The organism is Chitinophaga sp., from assembly GCF_036566945.1.
Classification (GTDB): Bacteria; Bacteroidota; Bacteroidia; order Chitinophagales; family Chitinophagaceae; genus Chitinophaga.
In genome coordinates, this window is record NZ_DATCVJ010000320.1 from 1 (window position 1) to 5,623 (window position 5,623).

A 5,623-nucleotide genomic window follows, 5' to 3' on the forward strand; every position below is an offset into this window, starting at 1 on the left:
GTAGTACACACTGATAGCAGCGCAGAGTACTGCCAGTATCACCAACCACAGTAAATAACCATGCTGGATAGCAGCGGATAATACAAAGTACTTCGCGAAGAACCCAGCGGTAATTGGAATACCTGCCAGTGAAAACAGGAACACGGCTACCGCTGCCGCCAGTAAAGGCTGCTTGCGTGCCAGTCCGTTGAATCCTTCGAAAGTATAATCTTTCAGTTTCATCAGCACTGCAAACACACCGATCGTAGCAATGCTATAAGCGGCAGCGTACAGGATGATGCCCTGTGTACCCATATTGTTCATGGCTACTACGGCAAAGAGCATAAAGCCCGCCTGTGCAATACTGGAATAAGCCAGCATGCGTTTAACACTTTGCTGAAATACTGCACTAAAGTTACCGAGTACCAATGTGGCAGCAGTAATGATAGAGAGGATCAAAGTCCAGTGTTCGCTGATGCTGCCACCGGCGAAGCTGGTATGGAACATCCGGAGGAAAGCGACAAAACCACCGGCTTTTACGACAGTAGACATGAAAGCCGTGAATACAGTAGGAGAACCATCGTATACATCTGGTGTCCAGAAGTGAAATGGCACCGCAGATACTTTAAAGGACAACGCAAATACCATCAGAATGATACCGCATAACGCCAACGGATGAACACTTTCAGCACCTAATCCCAATGAAGCCACATCAAATGTACCAGCCGCACCATAAATCAGGGTAATACCCATGAGCAGGATACCGGTAGAGAAAGCGCCCATGAGGAAATATTTCAGCGATGCTTCATTGCTTTTCAGGCTGGTCTTATCTGCTCCTGCCAGTATATACTGCGGAATAGACATGATTTCGATGGCCAGAAATAACATGAGCAGGTTGCTGAAAGAAGCCGCCAGTGTGATACCGGACAAGATGAAGAAAACCAGGGCGAAATAATCTCCCACATGTTCTCCTACCTTTTCAAACTCACTGCCGGATAACAGGAAATATAACAAGGTGGCTCCCAATGCTACTGCATTGAAGATCACACCAAATTTGGTCACTTCAATCATGCCATACATCACATATCCGCCCAGCTCCACAGACGGATATTGTGCCAGGTTAGCAATAAATGCTATTATGATGGCCGCGATGGCATAAAATTTAATATGCTGCTTATTGCGTACAAATAAACCAACAAACATCAGTACAACGCCCGATAAAGCAGTAGAAATTAGTGCATTCATATTTTTGCGTTACAAAACCCCGTTACAAATTTTTCCACCTGTTATTTAGTAGTTCCTAAATATCAGAATAATTGATTTACCACTTCCGTGGTGCTGCTCACCAAATCCAGCATGGGTTTGGGATAAACACCCAGCACTATGATCATGATCACAACCAGACTTAAGGCCAGGGTTTCACCAGGCTGTAAATCTGTAGTAGTTTCGGTTAAGTCATTGCTTTGACCAAATATTACCTTCTGAATCATACCCAGGGTATAAACAGCAGCGAGGATAATACCTAATCCGGCAAACGCCATGAACCAGTGATTATATTGGAACAATCCGCTGAACATCAGGAACTCACCGATGAAACCATTGGTCAGCGGTAATCCGATGTTAGCCAGACTGATGATAACGAAGAAGATAGCCATGCGCGGCGCTTTCTGTGCCATACCACCCAGCTGATCCATGTTCTTAACACCCAAACGTTGTTGTATTACTTCAACAATGATCCACAAACCAATAATGTTGACACCGTGGTTAAACATCTGCACCATTACACCCTGCAGGCTTTGTTCGGTATTAGCGAAAATAGCCGCACACATCAAACCGATGTGGGCAATGGAAGAATAAGCGATCAAACGTTTCAGGTCATTTTGCACCATGGCAATGCAGGAAGCATAGATGATACCAATGATACATAATACAACGACTACATCAGACCACATAGCAGCACCCTGCGGGAGTACCGGCAACAACCAGCGGATCACGCCAAATAAACCCATTTTCACCATTACTCCGGAAAGGATCATGGTAACAGGTGTAGGCGATTGCTCGTATGTATCCGGCTGCCAGGTATGGAAAGGGAAAATGGGCATTTTAATGGCAAATGCCACAAAAAAGAGCCAGAACAACCATTTCTGATCTTCCGGATTCACCTGTAAATGACTAAAGGAAGCCCAGCTGAAGGAATGATCGGGTGTCAGGGAATACAGGTAGATAATACCTACCAGCATTAACAGTGAGCCAAGGAAAGTGTATACAAAGAATTTAAAGGTAACGGCTATACGTTTTTCTCCTCCCCATAAAGAGCAGAGGAAATAAACAGGTATCAGCGCGAGTTCCCAGAATATGTAAAACTGCAGGGCATCGAACGCGGTAAATACACCGGTTAAGCCGGCCTGCGATAATAACATCAAACCATAAAAAGCGCCTGGCTTCTCGTAGTTGCGGTTATAAATGGTGATGAAAACCAGCAAAGAAGCAATCGCTGTCAATAAGCAAAGCATCACGCCCATTCCATCTAATCCTACCCGGAATTGACTTCCCAGCTGCGGAATCCAGTTAGCAACAAAGTTCAGACTGTCAGGAGTAGTACGAAAGGTACACCAGGTTCCAATTGCGATCACCACTGTTGCCAGCGATGAAATCATGCCCAGTACCTTTGGCCCGGACCCCTTCAGACCAAATGCGATAAGGCCCGCGATGAAAGGAATCAATATTAATAAAACTGTCAACATAATTTATCTGCGCTTGTAACTTCTGCTATTGGTTTATAATAAGAATCCGATCACAAATAATACGATCATACCGATCACCATGGCAAAGATGTAAAATCCTACCTGTCCGTTCTGTAACAGGCGGATACGTTGTCCACCCAGTTGTACACCACGGCCTACCCCGTTTACCAATCTGTCGATACCAGCTTTTTCTACCGTATCACGGAAGAAACGGCCCAGTTCATAGAGTGGTTTAACAATGATAGTATCATACAGTTCGTCTATATACCATTTGTTTTCGAGCACTTTTGCAAAACCGGTGCTTTCGGTACCTGCATCTTCATAGTTGGCGAATTTCTGACGTGCAAACAGGATGAATACAATAACCAATGCACTGCTCACACCCATCAGCAACCATTCTGTACCATGTGACAGGTGATGCGCTACTGCAAAAGGAGCAGAAGGTGCAAAAACCGGTTCCAGGTATTCTGCCAGCCAGTTCGTTGTTCCAAATACTTCCGGTAAACCGATATAACCACCCACGATCGAAAGTACCGCCAGTATTACCAATGGAATGGTCATAGGAGAAGGGCTTTCGTGCAGGTGATGTTCCTGGTCATGTGTACCGCGGAATTTACCAGTGAAAGTAATGTAGTATAAGCGGAACATATAGAAGGCAGTCATCAGTGCGCCTATGAGGCCCAGTACATATAATACCGGGTTATTCGCAAACGCCTGTGCGAGGATTTCATCTTTCGAAAAGAAACCGGAAAAACCAGGGATACCGGCAATCGCCAAACAGCCCACCAGGAAAGTCCAGGCAGTAGTAGGCATGAATTTTTTCAGTCCGCCCATTTTCCGGATATCCTGTTCTCCGCCCATGGCGTGAATAACAGAACCGGAACCCAGGAACAGCAAGGCTTTGAAGAAAGCGTGTGTCATTACGTGAAACACCGCCGCTCCGTAAGCGCCTACACCCAGGGCCAGGAACATATAACCTAACTGGCTTACAGTAGAATAAGCCAATACTTTTTTAATATCGTTTTGTTTTAAAGCAATAGATGCTGCAAACAGGGCAGTAGCCAGACCAATGATCGCAATCACCGTTTGGATATGTGGCGCCAGTGTATAAATCACGTTGCTGCGTGCAATCATATAGATACCGGCAGTTACCATCGTGGCCGCGTGGATCAGGGCAGATACCGGGGTAGGACCCGCCATCGCATCCGGTAACCAGGTATACAAAGGAATTTGTGCAGATTTACCCATCGCACCTACAAACAGCAACATGGCAATAGCTGTAATGATGCTATTGTTCATGCCCATTGGTGCTGCTTTCGCAAACACCTCAGGAAAAGTAACTGTACCAAACTGCATGATCATAAAGAAGATGGCAATCAGGAAACCCAGGTCACCAATGCGGTTCATCACAAAAGCTTTCTTAGCGGCGTTGTTGTAGCTGGTATTCTTAAACCAGAAACCAATCAGGAGGTAAGAACAAAGTCCTACACCTTCCCAACCAATAAACATCATCACATAGTTGGCGCCCAGCACCAGGATCAGCATAGAGAAAATGAAGAGGTTCAGATAGGCAAAATACCTGGCAAAACTTTCATCACTTTCATCATGCATGTAAGAAGTAGAGTAGATATGTATCAGGGTACCTACGCCGGTGATCACCAGCAGGAACAAGGCACTCAACTGATCTACCTGGAAAGCGAAAGGAATATGCAGGGAACCTACAGAAATGAAATCAAACAGGGTGACTACCTGTGCAGCAAATCCCGGGGTTTTAACTTCCAGGAATATTAATAAGCTAATCACAAAGGACGCCAGTACAGCGCCGCTTCCAACAAATCCTACCAGGGACTTGGATAAAAATCTGCGTCCCAATCCATTCACCAGGAAACCTAATAATGGTAAAAATGGTACCAGCCAAACTAGATTAATCATTTATCAATTCTATTTACGACGTCGAAAAATTTAATAATTAAGAGAGCAGAATTATTAATTTTTCAGCCTGTTAAGAATGTTAATATCTACTGAGTGTGTGTTTCTGTAGACCATAGTAATTATAGCCAGTCCTACCGCTACTTCCGCAGCCGCTACCACCATAATAAAGAATACAAACAGTTGTGCCGATCCGGCATCCACCCGGCCTGCATCTGCCCACATTTTGGAAAATGCAACCATCAACAGGTTTACCGCATTCAGCATCAGCTCTACGCACATAAAAATAATGATCGCATTTCTGCGCATCAGTACACCCATCACACCTATGCAAAACAAGGCGATACTCAGGAATATGTAATATTGAACAGGCATAAAATAAATTACGAATTACGAATTACGAACTGCGGAGAAGCCCGCAGATCCGCATGTTGCTAGTCTTTTTTACCAATCACTACGGCGCCTACCATTGCGCTCAGGAACAAAATACTGCTCACCTCGAATGGCACCACATATTGTTTGAACAGGAGCATGCCGAGGTTTTTAATCAACCCGATATCAGTAGACTGTGTGCTCAGGGCCGGCATGCTGGCATCGCGCAGGGCGGCTACCAACACTACCAGTAAAGCACCACCGCTGATAGCACCTGCATATTTCAGCCAGTTGCGTTTCTGCGGTTCCAGCTCAGCATTCAGGTTCATCAGCATCATCACGTACAGGAACAATACCATGATGGCGCCTGCATATACTATGATATGCACTACTGCCAGGAACTGGGCATTCATCATGATATAATGCCCGGCAATGGTAAAGAATGTTACGATCAGGCACAATACGCTCGTCACAGGATTCTTACTCAATACCACGCCCAACGCTGAAACCAGCGCGATGACCGACAGCACTATGAAAACTATTTGTTGTATACTCATTCCCATCTCTGCTATGTTTGACTATTGTATTTTTAGCTAAAT

5 protein-coding genes are annotated in these 5,623 nt (G+C 45.0%); all 5 read right to left on the reverse strand.

The genetic code is table 11. The features are described 5' to 3' along the window. A partial coding sequence (locus tag VIP81_RS09450; protein WP_331958973.1) for an NADH-quinone oxidoreductase subunit N occupies positions 1–1,224 on the reverse strand: 1,224 nt, incomplete at its 3' end. Between the two features lie 62 nt (positions 1,225–1,286). Further along, entirely contained in the window at positions 1,287–2,723 is a 1,437-nt protein-coding gene (locus tag VIP81_RS09455) for an NADH-quinone oxidoreductase subunit M (RefSeq protein ID WP_331958976.1), read from the reverse strand. A 33-nt stretch (positions 2,724–2,756) separates the two neighbouring features. Beyond that, complete coding sequence (gene nuoL, locus VIP81_RS09460) at positions 2,757–4,655, reverse strand: NADH-quinone oxidoreductase subunit L (protein ID WP_331958979.1); 1,899 nt, start codon at positions 4,653–4,655, stop codon at positions 2,757–2,759. Positions 4,656–4,709: 54 nt separating this feature from the next. Then, on the reverse strand, positions 4,710–5,027 hold the full coding sequence (nuoK, locus tag VIP81_RS09465; protein ID WP_133806457.1) for an NADH-quinone oxidoreductase subunit NuoK: 318 nt from the start codon (positions 5,025–5,027) through the stop codon (positions 4,710–4,712). A 59-nt stretch (positions 5,028–5,086) separates the two neighbouring features. Beyond that, on the reverse strand, positions 5,087–5,581 hold the full coding sequence (locus tag VIP81_RS09470) for an NADH-quinone oxidoreductase subunit J (protein WP_331958984.1): 495 nt from the start codon (positions 5,579–5,581) through the stop codon (positions 5,087–5,089). Positions 5,582–5,623 lie beyond the last annotated feature (42 nt).

Excerpts from the sequence above, each read along its gene's own strand:
- VIP81_RS09455 (WP_331958976.1), bottom strand. The coding sequence starts at position 2,723 with ATGTTGACAGTTTTATTAATATTGATTCCTTTCATCGCGGGCCTTATC.
- nuoL (WP_331958979.1), bottom strand. The coding sequence starts at position 4,655 with ATGATTAATCTAGTTTGGCTGGTACCATTTTTACCATTATTAGGTTTC.
- nuoK (WP_133806457.1), bottom strand. The coding sequence starts at position 5,027 with ATGCCTGTTCAATATTACATATTCCTGAGTATCGCCTTGTTTTGCATA.
- VIP81_RS09470 (WP_331958984.1), bottom strand. The coding sequence starts at position 5,581 with ATGAGTATACAACAAATAGTTTTCATAGTGCTGTCGGTCATCGCGCTG.